A 22017-nucleotide genomic window follows, 5' to 3' on the forward strand; every position below is an offset into this window, starting at 1 on the left:
GGATGACCTGTTGCCTGAGAGGCGTCTGGGTTGAATGGAACGGTTTGTCTTGGTCAGGGATGGCCGTGCTTGCACGCGGCGCACAGCCCGCTCAGTTCGACGACCTGGTGATGCACTTCGAATCCGTGCGCGGGCGCGCTGCCCGACAGTTGCGTGGCCAGCCCGTCGCCGGGAATCTCGACGGTTTCGCCGCATGAATCGCACATCAGGAACTGGCTCTGATGCGGCTCACCCATCTGGCAGCACGCGAAAAACGCATTCTTCGATTCGATCCGATGCACGAAGCCATGCTCGACGAGGAAATCGAGCGCGCGATAGACGGTAGTGGGCGGCACCCGGCCGCGCTGCGGTTCCAGCGCGGCCAGCAGGTCGTACGCGCCGATGGGACGCTCGCTCTGCGCGATCAGCGCGTAGACCTGCCGACGCAGCGTCGTCAGCGCAAGACCGCGATCGGCGGCGAGCGCATCGGCGCGCGCGAGCTTGTGTGCGAGACGGGCGGCTTGATCCGCGGAACCGGCAACAGGATGAACATGAGCATCGGATGAGCGGGCCATGGCGCGAACTCCGGACAGCGTCAGATTGAACGAAGGCGCAATGATATAACGTATCTCGAAAAAATGTCATTGCCCGTTGCAAAGTCATCGCCGATTCTTAGGAAGGAACAACCGTTAGCACGCATTCCGGTGCTGCCGCGCTGCACCATCGAAATTGCGCGGCGCGCCTTGACATGACCGGACGCGTATCCGATCATTCGATCACAACGAGAGCAATTGCTCGATTACCGGGCGTTAGCTCAGGCTGAATCGAAGAATCAAACGAACCGGAGACAGGTTGTGACAGCCCGACTGCAAGGCAAAGTGGCGATTCTCACGGGCGCCGCGAGCGGTATCGGCGAAGCGGTGGCGCGCCGGTATCTCGACGAGGGTGCGCGCTGCGTGCTGGTGGACGTGAAGCCGGCCAACGAATTCGCGCACGCACTGCGCGAAACGGACGGCGACCGGGTGCTGACGCTCAGCGCGGACGTCACGAAGCGCGAAGACATCGCGCGCATCGTCGAGCAGACGGTGCAGCGCTTCGGCCAGATCGACATTCTCTTCAACAACGCGGCGCTGTTCGACATGCGCCCGATCCTCGACGAATCCTGGGACATCTTCGACAAGCTCTTCGCGGTCAACGTGAAGGGCATGTTCTTTCTGATGCAGTCCGTCGCACAGCGCATGGTCGACCAGGGCCACGGCGGCAAGATCATCAACATGTCGTCGCAGGCGGGCCGTCGCGGCGAGGCGCTCGTGTCGCACTACTGCGCGACCAAGGCAGCCGTGCTGAGCTACACGCAGTCGGCCGCGCTGGCGCTCGCGCCGCACCAGATCAACGTGAACGGCATCGCACCGGGCGTCGTCGATACGCCGATGTGGGAACAGGTCGATGCGCTTTTCGCGCGTTACGAGAACCGGCCGCTGGGCGAGAAGAAGCGTCTCGTCGGTGAAGCGGTGCCGCTCGGCAGGATGGGGTTGCCGGCGGATCTGACGGGGGCGGCGCTGTTCCTCGCGTCTTCGGATGCGGATTACATCACCGCGCAAACCCTGAACGTCGACGGCGGCAACTGGATGAGCTGACCGTCATTCATTCACCGGCATCCGCACGACGGCGCCACACAACCGCAAGCGCCGCTCACGTACCGATCAAGTACCAAAACGCAAGTACGAATAAAGGAGACAAACGATGAAGCCCACCTGCAAACCTGCGCTCAACGTATTCGGCGCCGCGGCGCTCGCATTCGCCGCATTCAGCGCGCATGCGGCGACCGTCACGATCGCCACGTTGAACAACCCCGACATGATCGAGTTGAAGAAGCTGTCGCCGGCATTCGAGAAAGCGAATCCCGACATCAAGCTCAACTGGGTGATTCTCGAAGAAAACGTGCTGCGTCAGCGCGCCACGACGGACATCACGACGGGCAGCGGCCAGTTCGACGTGATGACGATCGGCGCCTATGAAACGCCGCAGTGGGGCAAGCGCGGCTGGCTCACGCCGCTCACGAACCTGCCCGCCGATTACGACCTGAACGACGTCGTGAAGACGGCGCGCGACGGCCTCTCGTACAACGGCTCGCTGTACGCGCTGCCGTTCTACGTCGAAAGCTCGATGACGTATTACCGCAAGGATCTGTTCGCGGCGAAGGGCCTGAAGATGCCCGACAACCCGACTTACGACCAGATCGCCCAGTTCGCCGAGAAGCTGACGGACAAGGCCAACGGCGTCTACGGCATCTGTCTGCGCGGCAAGGCGGGCTGGGGCGAGAACATGGCCTACGCGACGACCGTCGTGAACACGTTTGGCGGTCGCTGGTTCGACGAGAAGTGGAACGCGCAGCTGACGACGCCCGAATGGAAGAAGGCAATCTCCTTCTACGTCGATCTGCTGAAGAAGTATGGCCCGCCGGGAGCCAGCTCGAACGGTTTCAATGAAAACCTGACGCTGATGTCGTCGGGCAAGTGCGGGATGTGGATCGACGCGACGGTTGCGGCCGGCATGCTCTACAACAAGCAGCAATCGCAGATCGCCGACAAGGTCGGCTTTGCCGCCGCGCCGACGGCCGTCACGCCGAAGGGCTCGCACTGGCTGTGGGCGTGGGCGCTCGCGATTCCGAAGTCGTCGAAGCAGACGGACGCGGCGAAGAAGTTCATCACGTGGGCGACGTCGAAGCAGTACATCGAGCTCGCCGCGAAGGATGAAGGCTGGGCCTCGGTGCCGCCCGGCACGCGTCAGTCGACCTACGCACGCCCCGAATACAAGCAGGCCGCGCCGTTCAGCGACTTCGTGCTGAAGGCAATCGAAACCGCCGATCCCGATCATCCGACGTTGAAGCCGGTGCCGTACACGGGCGTGCAGTTCGTCGGCATCCCCGAGTTCCAGTCGTTCGGCACGGTGGTCGGTCAGAGCGTTTCGGGCGCGGTGGCAGGCCAGATGACGGTCGATCAGGCGCTGGCAGCCGGCAACGCGACGGCGGATCGCGCCGTCAAGCAGGCCGGCTATCAGAAATAAGCGAGAAACAAGCGTCAAGGCCTCATGGCGCGCCGTCTGCACGATCCCCACGCGGACGGCGTGTCCAGGAGCTGAATCGCAGCCTCGAAGTCAGTAAGCCGGATCAGATGGAAAGCGCCGGCTGACAGCGCATCGTCAGCCGGACCCTGGCAGCACAGCGTGCCGCACGCCCCGCGGACCGCGCACTACCGAAGAGGTGGTCCATCATGCGTCAACACTTGCGTCTACCCCTCATGCATGCCCATCCCCAAACCGAACACGAGCGCGAAGAGCGCAAAGCCGCGCACGCGCGCTGGCTCGCCATGCCGTCCGTAGGCATTCTCGTCTTATGGATGGCGATACCGCTCGCGATGACGATCTGGTTTTCGTTCTCGCGCTACAACCTGCTTAATCCGGATGTAAAAGGATTCGCGGGTATCGAAAACTACAAGTTTCTTGCCAGTGACCCGTCCTTCGGCCCGTCGATCCTGCACACGATGCAACTGATCATCTCGGTGCTGGTGATCACGGTGGTCGGCGGCGTACTGCTCTCGGTGCTGTTCGACCGCAAGTTCTACGGGCAGGGCATCGCGCGGCTGCTCGCCATCGCGCCGTTCTTCGTGATGCCGACTGTCTCCGCGCTGATCTGGAAGAACATGATCCTGCACCCGGTGTATGGGCTCATCGCGCAAGGCATGCGCGCGCTCGGTATGACACCGATCGACTGGTTCGCCGACTATCCGCTGATAGCGGTGATCATCATCGTCGCGTGGCAGTGGTTGCCGTTCGCGTTCCTCATTCTGTTCACGGCGATCCAGTCGCTCGATCAGGAGCAGAAGGAAGCGGCGAAGATCGACGGCGCCGGTCCGTTCGCGATGTTCTTCTTCATCACGCTGCCGCACCTGAAACGCGCGATCGCGGTCGTGGTGATGATGGAAACCATTTTCCTGCTGTCGATCTTCGCTGAAATCTACACGACGACGGGCGGCGGTCCGGGCAACGCGACGACCAATCTGTCGTACCTGATCTACGCGCTCGGCCTGCAACAGTTCGACGTTGGCCTCGCATCCGCAGGCGGGATTCTCGCTGTGGTGCTCGCGAATATCGTGTCGTTCTTCCTCGTGCGCATGCTCGCGAAGAACCTGAAAGGGGAGTACGAAAAATGAGCCAGGTTGCCGCTACACCTGTTACGACCAATCTTTCGAAAACGAACTCGCCGTTGGCCATCGTCCGACGCAGCATTCCGGGCATCCTTGCGTGGCTGATTGCGCTGCTGCTGTTCTTCCCGATCTTCTGGATGACGATCACGGCATTCAAGACGGAGCAGCAGGCTTACGCGTCATCGCTGTTCTTCATGCCGACGCTCGAAAGCTTCCGCGAAGTGTTCGCGCGCAGCAATTACTTCAGCTTCGCGTGGAACTCGATTCTGATCTCGGTCGGCGTCACACTGCTGTGCCTGATTCTGGCCGTGCCGTGCGCCTACGCGATGGCGTTCTTCCCGACGCGGCGCACGCAGAAAGTGCTGCTGTGGATGCTGTCGACGAAGATGATGCCGTCCGTCGGCGTGCTGGTGCCGATCTATCTGCTGTGGAAGAACAGCGGCCTGCTCGACACCGTGAGCGGCCTCGTGATCGTCTACACGCTGATCAACCTGCCCATTGCGGTATGGATGTCGTTCACGTATTTCGCGGAAATTCCGCGCGACATTCTCGAAGCAGGGCGCATCGACGGCGCGGCGACGTGGCAGGAAATCGTCTATCTGCTGATGCCGATGTCGCTGCCCGGGCTTGCGTCGACGGCACTGCTGCTTGTCATCCTGTCGTGGAACGAGGCGTTCTGGAGCATCAACCTGTCCAGCTCGAACGCCGCGCCGCTGACGGTGTTCATCGCGTCGTATTCGAGTCCTGAAGGCTTGTTCTGGGCGAAGCTGTCGGCGGCGTCACTGCTGGCCGTGGCGCCGATCCTGATCGTCGGCTGGGTTTCGCAGAAACAGCTGGTGCGTGGCCTTACCTTCGGGGCGGTCAAGTGACGGAGATCAGAACAGAGGCGAAGCTTGCGCTCATCTGCGACTGCGACGGCGTGCTGATCGACAGCGAAGCCGTCGCCGCCGCGGTGCTCGTCGAGGAACTCGAAGCGCGCTGGCCTGGTACGGATGTCGCGCCCGTCGTGATGCCGTTGCTCGGCCTGCGCACGGAACGCGTGCTGGCTGGCACGGCGTCGGCGCTCGGCAAGACGCTCGACGAGGTCGATGTCGAAGCGATTCGCAGCGCAGTCGAACGCGCTGCCGTCAAGGCGCCGATGGTCGACGGCATCGAGGCTGCGCTCGCGAGCATTCCGTTGACGAAGGCCTGCGCGAGCAACAGCTTTCGCGCGTATGTCGAAGCGGCGCTGGCGCGAACGGGCCTCGTGAAGCATTTCGGCGACAGGCTTTTCTGCGCGGATTCCGTCGCGCATCCGAAGCCGGCGCCCGACGTCTATCTCGCCGCCGCGCGCGGGCTCGGCACGAACCCGGAAGCGTGCCTGGTGATCGAGGACAGCGTGGCGGGTGTGACGGCTGCGACGGCAGCGGGCATGACGGTATATGGATTCATCGGCGGCGGTCATGCGAGCGAAGATCAGGTCGGCGCGCTGCGCCGCGTGGGCGCGCAACACGTATTCGACGACATGACGCAATTGCCGGAACTGGTCGCGCGATGGCTGCAGCGCGTGACGGTGGCATGAAGGCATCGGCGAAACGATTAAACGTAGTACGGATTCGCACTATCGTGCATGGGATCAGGGTAAGCGCTAAAGCGTCAACTCAGGTCGACTCGCCAAGGGATCAGAGTAAGCGCTGAAGCGCTAACTCTGATCGACATGGCATGGGACCCGAGTAAGCGCTGAAGCGCCAACTCGGGTCGACAACGGAGACACATCATGGCAAGCGTAACTCTGCGCAACATCAGAAAGGCTTACGACGACAACGAGGTGATGCGCAATATCAACCTCGATATCCAGGACGGCGAGTTCGTCGTGTTCGTCGGCCCAAGCGGCTGCGGCAAGTCCACGCTGATGCGGATGATCGCTGGCCTCGAAGACATCTCGGGCGGCGACCTGAATATCGACGGCGTGCGCATGAACGACGTGCCGCCCGCCAAGCGCGGCATCGCGATGGTGTTCCAGTCGTACGCGCTGTATCCGCACATGACGCTGTACGACAACATGGCGTTCGGCCTGAAGCTCGCGGGCACGAAGAAGCCGGAGATCGACGCCGCCGTGCGCAACGCCGCGAAGATCCTGCACATCGACCATCTGCTCGAACGCAAGCCGAAGCAGCTGTCGGGCGGCCAGCGTCAGCGCGTGGCGATCGGCCGCGCGATCACGCGCAAGCCGAAGGTGTTCCTGTTCGACGAACCGCTGTCGAACCTCGACGCCGCGCTGCGCGTGAAGATGCGCCTCGAATTTGCGCGCCTGCACGATGAGCTGAAGACCACGATGATCTACGTGACGCACGATCAGGTCGAAGCAATGACACTCGCGGACAAGATCGTCGTGTTGTCGGCGGGGAATCTGGAGCAGGTGGGCAGTCCGAACATGCTCTATCACGCGCCGGCGAACCGGTTTGTGGCGGGCTTCATCGGCTCGCCGAAGATGAACTTCCTCGAAGGTGTCGTGCAGTCGGTGTCGGCGAGCGGCGTGCTCGTCAAATACGAAACAGGCGAGACACAACTCGTACTGGTCGAGCCGGGCCGCGCGAAAGAGGGCGACAAGGTGACGGTCGGCATTCGCCCCGAGCATCTGCATCTCGACCTGCCTGACAATGGCGTGTCGGCCAGCGTCATGGCGATCGAATCGCTCGGCGATGCAGCGTATCTGTACGCCGAAAGCAGCGTTGCGCCGGATGGCCTGATCGCGCGCATTCCGCCGCTCGAACGGCATGAGAAGGGCGGGACGATCCGGGTCGGCGCAACGCCCGATCATTGCCATCTGTTCGACAGCGATGGGCAGGCGTTCCATCGCAAGATCGTCGAAGTACTCGCGGCCTGATCCGGCACGCAAAGAGGGCGCCGTTGCATGCTTTGCAACGGCGCCTTTCCTATTTGCAGACTCGGACTTTTCCGATTTATCTGCAACCTATCTCATATCAAAATTGTACATCGTCTGACAGCGCGCATCTGAGCGGTTCTTCAGGTGGGTTCTGTCCGTTCTCCGTCCATTACCCCGAACACGTCATCCGCGCGATTGCTCTCAAGATCGCGCAAGCATGCGCGTGCGGCCGACTCAAGACGCCATGCACAACGCCTCCACGCTCACACCTCAAGAAACCGTCTCGACACCGGCTGTCGATCACGCGCTGGCGCTGCACGGCGCCGGCCAGCTCGATCGCGCCGAACACGCATATCGCGCGATCCTCGACGCACAGCCCGATGATGCAAACACGTTCTACATGCTGGGGGTGCTGTACTTGCAGCGCTCGGATGTCGAGCGCGCAATCGAATGCTTCGATACGTCGCTCGCGCTGCGGCCTGACGACGCAGACTGTCTGAACGATCGCGGGATCGCTGCGCTTTCGCGAGATGACAACGAAGGCGCGGCCGATTTTTTTCGAAGAGCCGTCGAATGCGCGCCGCAGGATGCGCTTGCGCATTGCAACCTGGGCAAGGCGTTGCGGCGCCTGTCCCAACCCGAAGATGCGCTGAGCAGCTTCCAGCGCGCGCTTGCTCTCGATCACGACCTGTTCGAAGCTGCGCTCGGCAGCGCGGATATGCTCGAAGTCCTTTCCCGTCCGCATGATGCCGTGGTTGCCTATGAATACGCCGCACGTTACGCACCCGACGATCTGCGCGTGCTGCTGGGCCTCGGCTTGACCCTGAACGCCGTGCGCCGCCATGCGGAAGCGGAAGCTTGCTTCGAACGCGCCTTGCGAAAGGAACCAGAAAACGTGCACGCGCTGTTCGGGATCGCATTTGCGACGGATGGCCAATTGAAGTTCGAGGATGCGCTCATCAGATACCAGCGCGCGCTGGAAGCCATGCCCGATTCGCCGACGCTGCACAACAACGTCGCGTTCACGCTGACGTGCATGTCGCGTTACGACGAAGCGGATCATCACTTACGGCGCGCAATCGAACTCACGCCGGATCTTTCGAATGCGTACAAGCTGCTCGGGATGTCGGAGTTGCGGCGCGGAAATTTTCGCAAAGGCTGGGCGTACTACGAGCATCGCAAGACGACGCCGAGCGGGCTGCGCGATTACCCAAAGTGCGAGATGCCCGAATGGCGGGGTGAGCCGGTCGAAGGCAAGCGTTTTTTGCTGACGCGTGAACAGGGTGCGGGTGATCAGTTGCAGTTCATTCGCTATGCGAGCGTGCTGTCCGACATGGGCGCAACCGTCGACGTGTGTACGAGCGAGGAACTGGCGCCGCTCTTTGCCCGTGTGCGCGGCGTGAACAACGTGTTGACGGCGTTGCCCGAAGGCGTCGGTTACGACTACTACTGCCCGATGATGAGCGTGCCCGCCTGGCTGAACGACGACACGATTCCGAACGCGGTGCCGTATCTGTCCGTAGATGACACGCAGGTTGCCGCATTGCGCTCGCGCCTCGAACAGGCCGCAGGGTCGCGCAAGAAAATCGGCCTGGTGTGGGCGGGGAATCCGGGTCATTACCTCGATGTCTACCGTTCGGCGCAGCTCGCGGCGCTGGAACCGCTTGCGTCGGTCGACGGCCTGGCGTGGTTCGCGTTGCAGAAGGGCGCGCCAGAGACGCAACTCGATGGCGTTGCGCATCGCTGGCCGATCTGCGCGCTGGGCCGGTTGCTCGACAGCTTTTACACGACGGCAGCCGTGATCCAGTCACTGGATCTCGTCATCACCGTCGATACGTCTGTCGCGCATCTGGCAGGCGCGCTCGGCAAACCGGTATGGGTGATGCTGCCGAAGCAGGCGGACTGGCGCTGGATGATGTCGGGCGAGACGAACCCGTGGTATCCAGGCGCGCGGCTTTTCCGGCAACAGGTGTTGGGCGACTGGTCGCCCGTCGTCGAAGCGCTGCACAGCGCACTCGAAGCGCTCTAGTACAAGTGAGCCGCGCGCAGGCGCGGACTAACCGGCGCCGTGATTCAGCGCGGCGCGCGCGCACAACTCGTCGGTCACGAGCCCCGACAGCCAGCCGCCCTTCAACGCGGCAAGCACCGCATTGCGCTTGCGTTCGCCGCCCGCGAAGCCGATCACGGGCCGCTTCGGCGGCGAATCGAGTCGCACGCTCGTCACGCGGCGCCCCGTCGGCGATTCGACGCGGGCGCCGTTCGCATCGATCGGCAGTCCGAGCAGTTCCGCCACCGCGCCCAGCGACACCAGTTCTTCCACTTCATCCGACGTGATGAAGCCGTCTTCATGCAGCGGGCAACGCAGCCCGATATTGCCGATCCCGACGAACGCGACATCCGCGTCGCCCGACAGCGATTCGACGATCCGGTACAGACGGTGATTGCACCACTGCGCGCGTTCCGCCTCGCTGTCGGCGATCAACGGCGCGGGCAGCAGGAAGTGCTTGCCGCCTGTTTTCTCGGAGATGTGCAGCGCGACGTCGTAGCGGTTCGACGAGCCGTCCTGCGCGATTGCGCCGACCATCGACACCAGCCGGTGCTGCGGCCGCTCCAGTTGCCCGACCTGATCGACGACGGCCTTCAGCGTACGGCCGCTGCTCACGGCAACGACCATCGGCTTTTCTTCGCCGAGATAGCGTTCCATCACCTGCGCGCCCGCGACGGCGAGCTTGCGGTCGATCTCCTCGGGCTTGTCGTTGTCGACGGGGACGACTTCGCACATCGACAGGCCATAGCGCTTCGACAGCTGATCGGCGAGCGACAGACAGTCCGCCAGCCGATGATCGACACGCACGCGAATCAGGTTCTTCTCGACGGCGAACGCGACGAGCCGTTGTGCGACGGGCCGCGACACCTGCAGTTTTTCCGCGATCTCGTTTTGCGTATTGCCGGCGACGTAGTAGAGCCAGGCGGCGCGCGTCGCGAGATCGAGCTTTTCAGTGGACTTGGGCACGATGTTGTCGGTCTGAATGGCGCTAATGCGCACAACGTCGATGTGTCACCAGGAAGCCTGTGTCAGGCGATCTGGTGCGCTGCATGCGGTGGACATTCATCGCAGTCTTCATGGGTGGTTTACGCGTTCAAGCCGCGTCCGCTTCGGGCGCGGGCACGAACATCGGCTTCACATGCCGGTACAACGCACGATAACTCGCGAGCCGCTCGCGCAGCATCGCATGTCGCCGCGCGTTCGGCGTGAATTCGATTTCGACGGGCGGCTTGGTCAGCACTTTCGCCGGATCGCCGCCTGCCGCGAGCCAGCCGAGACGCGCCGCGCCGAGCGCCGCGCCCGTTTCGCCGCCGCCGTGCTTGCGCGTGGTGGTGTTCAGTGAATCAGCTAGCAGTTGCGCCCAGTAATTGCTGCGCGCGCCGCCGCCCAACAGCGACAGCGCGTTCACTTCGGTGCCCGCCGCGCGCAGCGCGTCGAGCCCGTCCGTCAACGCGAGCGTCACGCCTTCGAGCACGGCGTAGCCGAGCAGCGCGCGGTCGGTCGCGTGCGTCATGCCGAAGAACACGCCCTGCGAATACGGATCGTTGTGCGGCGTGCGTTCGCCCGACAGATACGGCAAAAACAACGGCGCGGTTGCGAGCGCGTCGTCGGGCAGCTTTTCGACTTCGGCGAGCAGCGTCGGCTCATCGGTCGAGGTGAGCTTGCAGACCCAGCGCAGGCAGCTCGCCGCCGACAGCACCACGCTCATCTGATGCCAGCGGTCGGGGATCGCATGACAGAACGCATGCACGGCCGATTCGGGGTTCGGGCGGAAGCTGTTGCCGATCACGCACAACACGCCCGACGTACCGAGCGACACGAAGCCGTCGCCCGGTTGCGTCGCACCGATGCCGATTGCGCTCGTCGCATTGTCGCCGCCGCCCGCCGCGACCACGACGGGCTCGCGCAAGCCCAGCTCACGCGCGAGTTCGGGCCGCAGCATGCCCGACGGCGCGCTCCCTTCAGCGAGCCGCGGCATGTGCGAGCGGTTCATGTCGCACGCGGCGAGCAGCGTATCGGACCAGTCGCGCTGCGCGACGTCGAGCCAGAGCGTGCCGGCGGCGTCGGACGGATCGGAGACCTTGTCGCCCGTCAGTTGCAGGCGCAAATAGTCTTTCGGCAGCAGCACACAGGCCGTCTGGCGGAAGATCTCCGGCTCGTGCCGCGCAACCCACAGCAGCTTCGGCGCGGTGAAGCCGGGCATCGCCAGATTGCCGGCGATCCGATGCAGATCCGGCGCGCGCCTGAGCAGCTCCTCGCATTCCTCGACGGCGCGCATGTCGTTCCACAGGATCGCGGGACGCAGCACGCGGTCTTCGTTGTCGAGCAGCACGGCACCGTGCATCTGTCCCGACAGCCCGATGCCGCGAATCTGCGCAAACTGCTCCGGGTAGCGGTCGCGCAGCGCGAAGAGCGCGGCGCGCGTGCCTTGCCACCAGTCGGACGGGTTCTGCTCCGACCAGCGCTGATGCGGACGCGAAACGGTGAACGGAGAACCTGCCGTGCCGACCACGCGTCCGTCGGACGCGAGCAGCAGAACTTTTACTTCGGACGTGCCGAGGTCGATGCCGAGATACATGGGCGCGAAACCTTCGTCGGTAGGAGATGCGCTACTTTAGCCGCATGCCGCGTGCGATGCCATGCGCAAAAGACCTGACGCATTGCATGTATCGCATCTGTCGGATACGGCGCTCAATGGGATCGGCCGCGCGTGGTTCGTCGCCATGCGCGGCCGGGATGTCATGTACAGAACGAGCCGGTATGAACGCTCTTAGCCGTTGCGCTTCGCAAGCCACGCATCGACGCGACCGACGGCCGAACGCACCACCTTCTCGAGCGAAGCCGTGCCCGCCATGCTGCCCCACAGCAGCTTGTCCGCGCAGAACGCCTGCACGGGATCGGCCGCGCTGAAGAAGCCGCGCGCGACGCCTTCGTCCATCACGCCATCCTGATACGTGTACGGCAGCTTGCCCTGCTGCCACCTGTCGAGAAAGCAGAAGAACAGCGCGGGCAGCATCGCGGTCGCGTTCGGCTCGACATTGCGTTCGAAGCGCTCGGACAGTGTCGGCGCGATGAAGCCGGGAATCTTCGAGAAGCCATCGGCGGCGACGCGCTGATTCGTGTCCTGGATATAAGGATTGCCGAAGCGTTCGAGCACGACGTCGCGATACTTCGCGAGATCGAGCGGACTCGGCGTGAGGCAGGGAATCACGTCTTGCGTCACGTAGTCGTGCGCGAACTGGCGAATCCCGGCGTCGAGCGTCCCTTCGTGGATATACGAAAGCCCAACGAGCGTGCCTGCCCACGCAATGCAGCTATGCGTCGCATTGAGAATGCGGATTTTCGCTTCTTCGTACGGCAGCACCGATTCGACCAACCCGGCGCCGACCTGCTCCCACGCTGGCCGTCCCGCGATGAAGTGATCCTCGATCACCCACTGGATGAACGATTCGCCCATCACGGGGCATGCATCGTCGAAACCTGTTGCGGCCTTCACGCGCTCGCGCACGTCGGGTGTGGGACGCGGCGTGATGCGATCGACCATCGAATTCGGGCACGCGGTGTTCGCATCGAACCACTTGCGCAATTCGCTCGCGCCGCGCCGCTCCAGGAACTGCGTCATGCCCGCGCGAAAGCGGTCGCCGTTGCTGCGCAGGTTGTCGCAGGTCTGCAGCGTGACGGCGCCCGCGTTGCGCTGCATGCGCGCTTCGAGAATCGCCGCGAGCGCGCCGTAGATGGTAGTGCGCGCGCCGTTCAGGTCGGCGGCGAGGTCGGGGTTGGCCGTATCGAGCTTGTCGTGCTCGTCGAGGTAATAGCCGCCTTCCGTCACGGTGAACGCGATGATCTTGCACGCGGGATCGGCGCCCGCTTCGACGAGTGCATCGAGATTCTGCGACCACGGCACCACGCGTTCGATCGAGCGGATCGTCTCGTATGCGCGCTCGCCTTGCGGCGTGACGGTTTCGAGCGTGTAGACGCCGTTCTGCGCGGCGAGCGCTTCGGCGACGGCGTTCATGTCGCTGCGGATGTTGCCGACGGTCAGCGACCAGTGCGGATCGCTGGGCTTGCGCGCTTCGTTGAGCCGGTGCAGATACCAGGCCTGATGCGCGCGATGGAACGAGCCCGCGCCGATATGCAGGATCACCTGCTTGCTTGCGCCGCTGCTTTGGCCGCTGTTCATATGTGTCTCCTAAATGCGCACGGTCTTTCGCGTGCGTTCCTTGGGATAAGTCTAGAAGGTGTCCCGGCGTTGTGAGCCGATGTCAGAAGAATATGAGAGCATTTGCTCTGCATTTGAACTAATGATCGTATTCGGCCGATTGAAAGTCAAGGCGCAGCACGCGGCTTTTCGTGGCGCAGCGCGGTGGGACGGGCTTCTCCCGCGCACGCGACATGCGCGGAATGCTGCCGGACAAGCCATCGCGCGACTGTTGCGTTGCATCAAATTTGACAGCGCAGAGGCCAGGACTAACCCGAATGCAAAAAAGTATCAGTCGGCAGTCTCATTTCTAGTGGCCGCCGTTGCGCCATGGGTCTAACTTTCGATACACACGACAAGAGCAACAAAACATCTTCATGCCGCGAGCCTTCAGCTTGTGCGGCTGGACGAAGCAACAGGAGGAAGACAGATGAAGGGCATCGTCACGACGGTTACCTGGTTGCACGCACATCGACATGCGGATCTGCATGTGCGTCGCGCGGAACGCGCGCAATATGCGCGGCCCTTCGTCTGAGCCGCGGCTCCAGGAGACCGATGTGCAACCCGATCTCGAACTGGTCAGCGTGCGCCGCGATGAGTCGTTCAAAGCGTGGTATCACGGCTTTCCTTACCGCACGGTGCGCTGGCATTTCCACCCTGAATTCGAAATCCATCTGATCGTCGCGACGACGGGCAAGATGTTCGTCGGCGATTACATCGGCGGTTTTGCGCCGGGTAATCTCGTGCTGATGGGGCCAAACCTGCCGCACAACTGGGTCAGCGAAGTGCCCGAAGGCGTGACGATCGCGCAGCGCAATCTCGTCGTGCAGTTCGGTCAGGACTTTGTCGCGCACTGCACGGAGAGCTTCCCCGAATGGCGCACGCTCGAAGCGCTGCTCGCCGATTCGCGGCGCGGCGTGTCGTTCGGTCCGCAGACCAGCGCACTGATCCAGCCGCTCTTCATGGAACTGCTCGACGCACGCGGCCTGCGCCGGATCGTGCTGTTTCTGTCGATGATGGAAATTCTGCTGAACGCAAGTGACCGCGAACTGCTCGCGAGTCCTGCGTATCAGGTCGATCCGACCCGCTACGCGTCGACGCGCATCAATCACGTGCTGTCGTATATCGGCAAGAACCTCGCTTCGGAGTTGCGCGAATCGGACCTCGCGCAACTCGCGGGCCAGAGCGTGAGCGCATTCTCGCGCTACTTCCGCCGTCATACGGGCCTGCCGTTCGTGCAGTACGTGAACCGCATGCGCATCAATCTCGCGTGCCAGTTGCTGATGGACGACGAGTTGAGCGTCACCGACATCTGCTACAAGGTCGGCTTCAATAATCTGTCGAACTTCAACCGGCAGTTTCTCACCGCGAAAGGTATCCCTCCGTCGAAGTTCCGCCGCTTCCAGCAACTAAACGACGCGAGCCGCGTCGCTTCGGAAGCGGCCGCGGCGCTCGGCAAGGGCATCGCCAACGCGCCTTCGATCGTGCCGGCCGCGCAGACGCCCAGTCATACGCACGGCCAACCGCGCGCCGCGCCCGCGGCGTATCCGCCTCACGGCTCGCCGCTCGCGACGACCTAGGGCACTTTCTCTAGCGTTTCTGTAGCTCACCGCTGCATCGTCTGATCACGCGCTGAAACCGCGTGAGGGACGCACTTATCCTCAAAAACGGAGACAAGCCATGACGCACACCACTTCACTTCAGTCGCACGCCTTGCGCCTGCGGGCCACGCTGACTATTGCCGCCGTGATGCTCGGCGCACCGCTCGTTGCGCACGCCGCCGAACCCACGCCGCTGAAGATCGGCATGACCTTCCAGGAACTGAACAACCCGTACTTCGTGACGATGCAAAAGGCGCTGAACGACGCGGCTGCATCGATCGGTGCGACGGTCGTCGTCACCGACGCGCATCACGACGTGAGCAAGCAGGTGAGTGACGTCGAAGACATGCTGCAGAAGAAGATCGACATTCTGCTCGTGAACCCGACCGATTCGACGGGCATCCAGTCCGCCGTGGCGTCGGCGAAGAAGGCGGGCGCCGTGGTCGTTGCCGTGGATGCGAACGCGAATGGTCCCGTCGATTCGTTCGTCGGCTCGAAGAATTTCGATGCCGGCCAGATGTCGTGCGAATACCTTGCGAAAGCCATTGGCGGCAGCGGCGAAGTGGCGATTCTGGACGGCATTCCCGTCGTGCCGATTCTCGAACGCGTGCGCGGCTGCAAGGCGGCGCTCGCGAAGTTCCCGAACGTGAAGATCGTCGATACGCAGAACGGCAAGCAGGAACGTGCGACGGCGCTGTCCGTCACCGAGAACATGATCCAGGCGCATCCGAACCTGAAGGGCATCTTCAGCGTGAACGATGGCGGATCGATGGGCGCGTTGTCCGCGATCGAATCGTCGGGCAAGGACATCAAGCTGACGAGCGTCGACGGCGCGCCGGAAGCGATCACCGCGCTCCAGAAGCCGAACTCGAAGTTCATCGAAACGTCCGCGCAGTTCCCGCGCGACCAGATTCGCCTCGCCATCGGCGTGGCGCTCGCGAAGAAGTGGGGCGCCAATGTGCCGAAGACGATTCCCGTCGACGTGAAGCTCGTCGACAAGGACAACGCGAAGGGCTTCAGCTGGTAAGCGACGTGTCGTGCATGGCGTGACACAGGCGCAGCCTTGCGTCACGCCTTGAAACGCAAAGGAAACGCGATGGACACGATTCTCAAACTCGACAACATCACGAAGAGCTTTCCGGGTGTGAAGGCGCTGCAAGGCATCCACCTGGACATTGCGCGCGGCGAGATTCACGCGTTGCTCGGCGAGAACGGCGCGGGCAAGTCGACGTTGATGAAAATTCTGAGCGGCATCTATCAGCCCGACGACGGCACGATCGTGATCGACGGACAGGAACGGCACTTCACGAATTATCACGATGCCGTCGCGGCGGGCGTCGGCATCGTGTTTCAGGAGTTCAGCCTGATTCCGTACCTGAATGCCGTCGAGAACATGTTCCTCGGACGTGAGTTGCGCAACCGGCTAGGCATGCTTGATCGCGCGAAGATGCGGCGCGCCGCGGCGGAGATTTTCGAGCGGCTCGGCGTCGCAATCGATCTGTCCGTGCCGATCCGCGAACTGTCGGTCGCGCAGCAGCAGTTCGTCGAAATCGGCAAGGCGTTGTCGCTGAATGCGCGCATCCTGATTCTCGACGAGCCGACGGCCACGCTCACGCCCGCCGAAGCCGAGCATCTGTTCACGATCATGCGCGATCTGAAGCAGCAGGGTGTCGCGATGATTTTCATCTCACATCACCTCGAAGAGATTTTCGAAGTGTGCGACCGCATCACCGTGTTGCGCGACGGTCAGTACGTCGGCATGACGGACGTGGCGAAAACGGACGTGAGCCGGCTGGTCGAGATGATGGTCGGGCGCAAGATCGAAAACAGCTTTCCGCCGAAGCCCGCATTACCCGCCGACGCAAAAGCCGTGCTCGAAGTGAACGCCTTGCAGTTGCACAAGGACGGACCGATCAATCGCTTCACGCTGCGCGAAGGCGAGATTCTCGGCTTCGCGGGACTGGTCGGCTCGGGCCGCACGGAAACGGCGCTCGCGGTGATCGGCGCGGATGCCGCGCATGTGAAGGACATTCGCATCCACGGCGCGGCGGCGAACCTGTCCGATCCCGCCGATGCGCTGAAGTCCGGCATCGGCATTCTGCCCGAAAGCCGCAAGACGGAAGGGCTGATCACATCGTTCTCGATCAAGCAGAACATCTCGATCAACAACCTCGGCAAGTACCGTACGGGCCGCTTTTTCATCGATCACCGCAGCGAAGCGAAGGCCACGGCCGACATCATGAAGCGCGTCGGCGTGAAGGCACCGACGATGCACACCGAAGTCGCAACATTGTCGGGCGGCAATCAGCAGAAGGTGGTGATCGCGCGCTGGCTGAATCACCACACGAACATCCTCATCTTCGACGAGCCGACGCGCGGCATCGACGTCGGCGCGAAAGCGGAGATCTATCTGCTGATGCGCGAACTCACGGCGCGCGGCTACTCGATCATCATGATTTCGTCGGAATTGCCGGAGATCGTCGGCATGTGCGATCGCGTCGCCGTGTTCCGGCAAGGACGCATCGAAGCGATTCTCGAAGGCGACCAGATCGAATCGAATGCCGTGATGACCTATGCAACGGCTGGTGCATCGGCTGCAACTCGTGGAGCAACACAGCATGAACACGCCTAACACTTCTCCCAGGACATCGACAGTCGCATCCGATACGCCGGGCGCGCCGTTTCGCCTGAACTGGGCGAGCATCAAACGCTCCACCTTGTTCTATCCATTCATCGGTTTGCTTGTTGTGTGCATCGTGATGGTGTTCGCCAGCGACAGTTTTCTGTCCGCAGCGAATCTCGAGAACGTGCTGCGCCAGGTGTCGATCAACGCGATCATCGCCGTCGGCATGACGGCCGTGATTTTGACGGGCGGCATCGACCTGTCCGTCGGCTCGGTGATGGCGCTGTCGGGCACGCTCGCGGCGGGGCTGATGGTGGCGGGCCTGAACGGCGTCGCGGCGATTGCGATCGGTATTGCCGTGGGACTCGGTTTCGGCTTTGCGAATGGCTTTTTCGTCGCGTTCGCGGGCATGCCGCCGATTATCGTCACGCTGGCGACGATGGGCATCGCACGCGGCCTCGCGCTGATCTATACGGGCGGTTATCCGATCGACGGTCTGCCGGACTGGGTCAGCTTCTTCGGCAGCGGCAAGGTGTTCGGCATTCAGGCGCCCGTGCTGATCATGCTGGTGATCTACGCGATCGCATGGCTGTTGCTCGAACGCATGCCGTTTGGCCGCTACGTGTACGCGATAGGTGGCAACGAACAGGCAACGCGCCTGTCGGGCGTGCGTGTCGCGCGCGTCAAGCTGATCGTCTACACGCTGGCTGGTTTGACCTCGTCGTTCGCGGCCATCGTGCTCACGTCGCGCTTGATGAGCGGCCAGCCGAATGCGGGCGTCGGCTTCGAACTCGATGCGATTGCGGCTGTGGTGATGGGCGGCACATCGATATCGGGCGGACGCGGCTCGATCGTCGGCACGCTGATCGGCGCGCTGCTGCTGGGCGTGCTGAACAACGGCCTGAACATGGTCGGCGTGAATCCGTACGTGCAGAACGTGATCAAGGGCGGAATCATCCTGCTCGCGATCTACATCAGCCGCGAACGCAAGAAGTGAAATCACATACTCCTCTGTTTCCATTAATCGCAAGGCAATGCAATGACCACTCAGGACAACAGCAAAAGCATGACGGCGATCGTGTGTCACGCGCCGGAAGACTATCGCGTCGAACGTGTGACGAAGCCGCAGGCGCGCGCGCATGAACTCGTGATCCGTATCGCCGCGTGCGGCATCTGCGCGAGCGACTGTAAATGCCATTCCGGCGCAAAAATGTTCTGGGGCGGCCCGAGCCCTTGGGTGAAAGCGCCCGTGATTCCAGGCCATGAATTTTTCGGCTACGTCGAAGACATCGGCGAAGGCGCGGCCGAACATTTCGGCGTGGAGAAGGGCGACCGCGTGATCGCCGAGCAGATCGTGCCGTGCGGCAAATGCCGCTACTGCAAATCCGGCCAGTACTGGATGTGCGAAGTGCACAACATCTTCGGCTTTCAGCGCGAGGTCGCGGACGGCGGCATGGCCGAATTCATGCGCATTCCGCCGACGGCCATCGTCCACAAGATCCCCGATGGCATCTCGCTCGAAGATGCCGCGATCATCGAGCCGCTTGCGTGCGCGATTCACACCGTCAATCGCGGCGACATTCAACTCGACGACGTGGTCGTGATCGCAGGCGCGGGCCCGCTTGGTCTGATGATGACGCAGGTCGCGCACCTGAAAACACCGAAGAAACTGGTCGTGATCGATCTCGTCGAAGAACGGCTGGCGCTGGCGCGCGAATACGGCGCGGACGTGACGATCAATCCGAAGAAAGACGACGCGCTGGCCATCGTCAAATCGCTGACGGACAACTACGGCTGCGACGTCTACATCGAAACGACGGGCGTGCCGGTGGGCGTGAATCAGGGCATGGACCTGATTCGCAAGCTCGGGCGCTTTGTCGAGTTTTCGGTGTTCGGCGCGGAGACTACAATGGACTGGTCGATCATCGGCGACCGCAAGGAACTCGACGTGCGCGGCGCGCATCTGGGCCCTTACTGTTATCCGATTGCAATCGATCTTCTGGCGCGCGGGCTCGTCACATCGAAAGGCATCGTCACGCATGGCTTTTCGCTCGAAGAGTGGGACGAAGCGATCAAGGTCGCAAATTCGCTCGACTCGATCAAGGTGTTGATGAAGCCGGCCCGATAGTCCGACAAAATGAACAGTGCGCGTCGTTCGAGGCGCGCACACGGAGACACTATGAATTACGTCATCGGCGTCGATATCGGCACGCAGAGCACGAAGGCCGTGCTCGTCGACGAGAGCGGCGCAATCGTTGCCCAGCATTCGAGCGGCTATCACCCGGACACACCCAAACCCTTGTGGGCCGAACAATGGCCGACCGTGTGGATGAAGGCGGTGGTCGAATGCATTTCGCGCTGTGTGGCGAAGGCGCGCGAAGCGGGCGTCGCTTCGAATGCGATCAAGTCCGTGTGCGTGAGCAGTCTGTATGGCGGCTCGGGCATTCCCGTCGATAGCGACATGAAGCCGCTGTATCCGTGCCTGATCTGGATGGACCGGCGCGCGACGGCGCAGGTCGAAGCGGTGCGGGCGACCGTCGATCTCGAACGTTTGTATGCGATCACGGGCAACGGCGTCGACAGCTACTACGGTTATACGAAGATGCTGTGGCTGCGCGACAACGAGCCGAACGTGTGGGCGAACACACGCTTCTTCCTGCCGCCGAATGCCTATGTGATCTATCTGCTGACAGGCGAAGTGGCTGTCGATCACAGTTCGGCGGGCAATATCGGCGGCGTATACGACATTGCGAAGCGCGACTGGTCGGACGAGGCGCTCGACATGCTTGGCATTCCCGCGACGATGATGCCAGAGCATCTGGTCGAATCGTCGGATGTAGTGGGTGGGTTGCTGTCGCAATGGACGGAGCAGCTTGGACTCGAAGCGGGCACGTCGATCGTCGCGGGCGGTGTCGATGCGGCGATGGCCACATATGCGGCGGGTGTCACGCGCGCGGGCCAGCATGTCGCGATGATCGGCACGAGCATGTGCTGGGGCTATATCAATCAGAGCGTCGATGCGCATCATGGCCTTATCAGCATGCCGCACGTGTTCAACGGGTTGCAGGATATCTATGTGTTCGGCGGCGCGATCACGGCGGGCGCGTCGGTGACGTGGTATCGCGAGCAGTTCTGCCATGCGGAAATTGAGGCGGCGAAGGCATTGCCGAATGGTGACGCGCATCAACTGCTCGAGGAAGACGCCGCGCAGTTACCGGCGGGTTCGGATGGCGTGATGTTCCTGCCGTATCTGATGGGCGAGCGCAGCCCTGTGTGGGACGCGAAGGCGAGCGGCGCGTTTGTCGGGTTGAGCCTGTATCACACGCGGGCGCATCTGTATCGCGCGGTACTCGAAGGCGTTGCGTACGCGTTGCAGCACAACATCGTCGCGGGACGCAAGGGCGCGAAGTCACTCGACGACAAGCTGATCGTGGTTGGCGGCGCGGCGCATTCGGACCTGTGGATGTCGATCATCGCGGACATTACCGGCTTTCCCGTCTACACGATTGAGCAGGACGTGGAAGCGGCGATGGGTGCGGCATTGCTCGCCGCTTACGGCACGAAGCTGATTTCGCAGGAAACGGCGCGCGGCGGCTGGGTGAAGCTGATCGAGCGTGCGAAGCCCGATCCTGCGCGGCAGGCGGTGTACGCGGAGCGCTTCGGTATCTATACGGATCTGTATCCGGCGTTGAAGCCGGTCATGCATCGGCTGCAAGCGAAATGAAGACGACTTTCGATTTTTCAGGACGCTCGATACTCGTGACGGGGGCATCGAGCGGCATTGGCCGCGTGACTGTTGAGATGTTGTGCGCTAGCGGCGCGCAGGTTGTTGCGGCGGCGCGCAATGTTGGCGAACTTGCTCGTCTTGCGGAGGAGACGGGGTGTGAGCCGCTGGTGCTCGATGTCGGTGATGAAGCTGCGATTGATGATGCGCTTGCGTCGCTCGATGTGTTCGATGGGCTCGTGAATTGTGCAGGCACGGCGATGCTTGAGCGTGCGATTGATACGACTGCTGCGAGCTTTGATTCTGTGATGGACGTTAATGCTCGTGGCGCGATACTGGTTGCGCGGCATGTGGCGCGGGCGATGATCGATGCTAAGCGCGCAGGCAGTATCGTTAATGTTTCTAGCCAGGCGGCGCTTGTTGGGCTTGAGGATCATTTGAGTTATTGCGCTTCTAAAGCTGCTATGGATGCTATTACGCGGGTTTTGTGTGTCGAGCTTGGGGGGTATGGGATTCGCGTGAATAGCGTTAATCCGACTGTCACGCTGACGCCGATGGCGGTGAAGGCATGGAGCGAGCCTTCCAAGCGCGATCCTGCTCTCCAGGCTATTCCGCTTAAGCGGTTCGCTGAACCGCGGGAAGTGGCTGAGCCGATTTTGTTTTTGCTTAGTGATGCGGCTTCTATGATCACTGGCGTGACTTTGCCAATCGATGGCGGGTATACCGCAAGGTGATTTTTTTGGGTTTGGTTTTGTCTGCGACGCTGGGTGGGTT

At 62.3% G+C, this 22017-nt stretch carries 18 protein-coding genes; 14 read left to right on the forward strand and 4 right to left on the reverse strand.

Annotated elements, in window-relative coordinates:
* Positions 1-53 precede the first annotated feature (53 nt).
* The gene (locus H1204_RS03085) at positions 54-554 is read right to left on the reverse strand and encodes a Fur family transcriptional regulator (protein ID WP_180729770.1); all 501 of its coding nucleotides are present in this window, start codon (positions 552-554) and stop codon (positions 54-56) included.
* A 279-nt stretch (positions 555-833) separates the two neighbouring features.
* Between H1204_RS03085 and H1204_RS03090 the strand changes: the two genes are divergently transcribed.
* The 7 genes from H1204_RS03090 to H1204_RS03120 all read left to right on the forward strand — a co-directional run bounded on the left by H1204_RS03090 (position 834) and on the right by H1204_RS03120 (position 9079).
* Positions 834-1616, forward strand: a complete 783-nt coding sequence (locus H1204_RS03090) for an L-iditol 2-dehydrogenase (RefSeq protein WP_180729771.1) — start codon at positions 834-836, stop codon at positions 1614-1616.
* Between the two features lie 106 nt (positions 1617-1722).
* Positions 1723-3045: a sugar ABC transporter substrate-binding protein gene (locus tag H1204_RS03095; RefSeq protein WP_180729772.1), complete on the forward strand. Its 1323-nt coding sequence runs from the start codon at positions 1723-1725 to the stop codon at positions 3043-3045.
* A 206-nt stretch (positions 3046-3251) separates the two neighbouring features.
* Entirely contained in the window at positions 3252-4190 is a 939-nt protein-coding gene (locus H1204_RS03100) for a sugar ABC transporter permease (protein ID WP_180729773.1), read from the forward strand.
* Positions 4187-5053 carry a carbohydrate ABC transporter permease gene (locus H1204_RS03105; RefSeq protein WP_180729774.1) on the forward strand — a complete coding sequence of 289 codons (867 nt, stop codon included), beginning with the start codon at positions 4187-4189 and terminating at the stop codon, positions 5051-5053. Before H1204_RS03100 ends, H1204_RS03105 begins: the two co-directional genes overlap by 4 nt.
* A complete protein-coding gene (locus H1204_RS03110; protein ID WP_180729775.1) occupies positions 5050-5745 on the forward strand; it encodes an HAD-IA family hydrolase in 696 nt (231 codons plus the stop codon). Before H1204_RS03105 ends, H1204_RS03110 begins: the two co-directional genes overlap by 4 nt.
* 195 nt (positions 5746-5940) lie before the next feature.
* The gene (ugpC, locus tag H1204_RS03115) at positions 5941-7050 is read left to right on the forward strand and encodes a sn-glycerol-3-phosphate ABC transporter ATP-binding protein UgpC (RefSeq protein WP_180729776.1); all 1110 of its coding nucleotides are present in this window, start codon (positions 5941-5943) and stop codon (positions 7048-7050) included.
* Between the two features lie 244 nt (positions 7051-7294).
* The gene (locus H1204_RS03120; RefSeq protein ID WP_243468548.1) at positions 7295-9079 is read left to right on the forward strand and encodes a tetratricopeptide repeat protein; all 1785 of its coding nucleotides are present in this window, start codon (positions 7295-7297) and stop codon (positions 9077-9079) included.
* Positions 9080-9106: 27 nt separating this feature from the next.
* Here H1204_RS03120 and H1204_RS03125 read toward each other — a convergent pair whose 3' ends face one another.
* The 3 genes from H1204_RS03125 to dalD all read right to left on the reverse strand — a co-directional run bounded on the left by H1204_RS03125 (position 9107) and on the right by dalD (position 13277).
* A complete protein-coding gene (locus H1204_RS03125) occupies positions 9107-10063 on the reverse strand; it encodes a sugar-binding transcriptional regulator (protein WP_180729778.1) in 957 nt (318 codons plus the stop codon).
* A 127-nt stretch (positions 10064-10190) separates the two neighbouring features.
* Positions 10191-11675, reverse strand: a complete 1485-nt coding sequence (gene xylB, locus H1204_RS03130; RefSeq protein WP_180729779.1) for a xylulokinase — start codon at positions 11673-11675, stop codon at positions 10191-10193.
* Positions 11676-11867: 192 nt separating this feature from the next.
* Positions 11868-13277 carry a D-arabinitol 4-dehydrogenase gene (dalD, locus tag H1204_RS03135; RefSeq protein ID WP_180729780.1) on the reverse strand — a complete coding sequence of 470 codons (1410 nt, stop codon included), beginning with the start codon at positions 13275-13277 and terminating at the stop codon, positions 11868-11870.
* Between the two features lie 575 nt (positions 13278-13852).
* Here dalD and H1204_RS03140 point away from each other — a divergent pair.
* The 7 genes from H1204_RS03140 to H1204_RS03170 all read left to right on the forward strand — a co-directional run bounded on the left by H1204_RS03140 (position 13853) and on the right by H1204_RS03170 (position 21977).
* On the forward strand, positions 13853-14875 hold the full coding sequence (locus tag H1204_RS03140) for an AraC family transcriptional regulator (RefSeq protein WP_180729781.1): 1023 nt from the start codon (positions 13853-13855) through the stop codon (positions 14873-14875).
* A gap of 100 nt (positions 14876-14975) precedes the next feature.
* Positions 14976-15923, forward strand: coding sequence for an ABC transporter substrate-binding protein (locus tag H1204_RS03145; RefSeq protein WP_180729782.1), 948 nt, complete (start codon positions 14976-14978; stop codon positions 15921-15923).
* A 69-nt stretch (positions 15924-15992) separates the two neighbouring features.
* Entirely contained in the window at positions 15993-17528 is a 1536-nt protein-coding gene (locus tag H1204_RS03150; RefSeq protein ID WP_180729783.1) for a sugar ABC transporter ATP-binding protein, read from the forward strand.
* Positions 17515-18516: an ABC transporter permease gene (locus tag H1204_RS03155; protein WP_180729784.1), complete on the forward strand. Its 1002-nt coding sequence runs from the start codon at positions 17515-17517 to the stop codon at positions 18514-18516. Before H1204_RS03150 ends, H1204_RS03155 begins: the two co-directional genes overlap by 14 nt.
* A 42-nt stretch (positions 18517-18558) precedes the next feature.
* Positions 18559-19647: an alcohol dehydrogenase catalytic domain-containing protein gene (locus H1204_RS03160; protein ID WP_180729785.1), complete on the forward strand. Its 1089-nt coding sequence runs from the start codon at positions 18559-18561 to the stop codon at positions 19645-19647.
* Between the two features lie 51 nt (positions 19648-19698).
* Complete coding sequence (locus tag H1204_RS03165) at positions 19699-21243, forward strand: FGGY-family carbohydrate kinase (protein ID WP_180729786.1); 1545 nt, start codon at positions 19699-19701, stop codon at positions 21241-21243.
* Positions 21240-21977 (forward strand): SDR family oxidoreductase, encoded by a 738-nt coding sequence (locus tag H1204_RS03170; protein ID WP_180729787.1) that lies wholly within the window; start codon positions 21240-21242, stop codon positions 21975-21977. Before H1204_RS03165 ends, H1204_RS03170 begins: the two co-directional genes overlap by 4 nt.
* Positions 21978-22017: the final 40 nt, after the last annotated feature.

The sequence above is a fragment of the Paraburkholderia sp. PGU19 genome (genome assembly GCF_013426915.1).
Lineage (GTDB): Bacteria > Pseudomonadota > Gammaproteobacteria > Burkholderiales > Burkholderiaceae > Paraburkholderia.